A 428-nucleotide genomic window follows, 5' to 3' on the forward strand; every position below is an offset into this window, starting at 1 on the left:
GTCACCATCGGCACAAACGGTGGATCGATCACCAGCACTACTGGCGCTCTGACAGGTTCTAGCTACACCTTCAATAACACTAGCGCAGCCACGGTATCTGCGATCTTGGCGGGTTCTGCGAACTTAGAGCAAGTAGGCTCCGGAACAACCACGCTATCTGGCGCTAATACCTACACCGGTACAAGCACTCTGACTGGCGGTACTTTAGCGATTTCTGCAGATAACCAGTTAGGCGCTGCTCCAGCAAGCGCAACACCAGGATCCATTATCTTTAACGGTGGAACACTGAACAGTACAGCCACATTTACCTTAAATGCCAATCGTGGCATTGCCATGACCGGTAACGGCACGATCAATGTCGATGGTTCTACTGCCTTGACTTACAACGGCATCATTGCTGGTACAGGTGATCTCACGAAGAGTGGGGC

The 428-nt window shown here is 51.6% G+C and carries 1 protein-coding gene; it reads left to right on the forward strand.

The features are described 5' to 3' along the window. Positions 1–428 (forward strand): autotransporter-associated beta strand repeat-containing protein (locus ICN23_RS09715; RefSeq protein ID WP_216232050.1); only part of this gene is annotated, 428 nt, incomplete at both ends.

Origin of the sequence: Polynucleobacter sp. MWH-Jannik1A5 (assembly GCF_018881795.1) — a bacterium.
Taxonomy (GTDB): Bacteria; Pseudomonadota; Gammaproteobacteria; order Burkholderiales; family Burkholderiaceae; genus Polynucleobacter.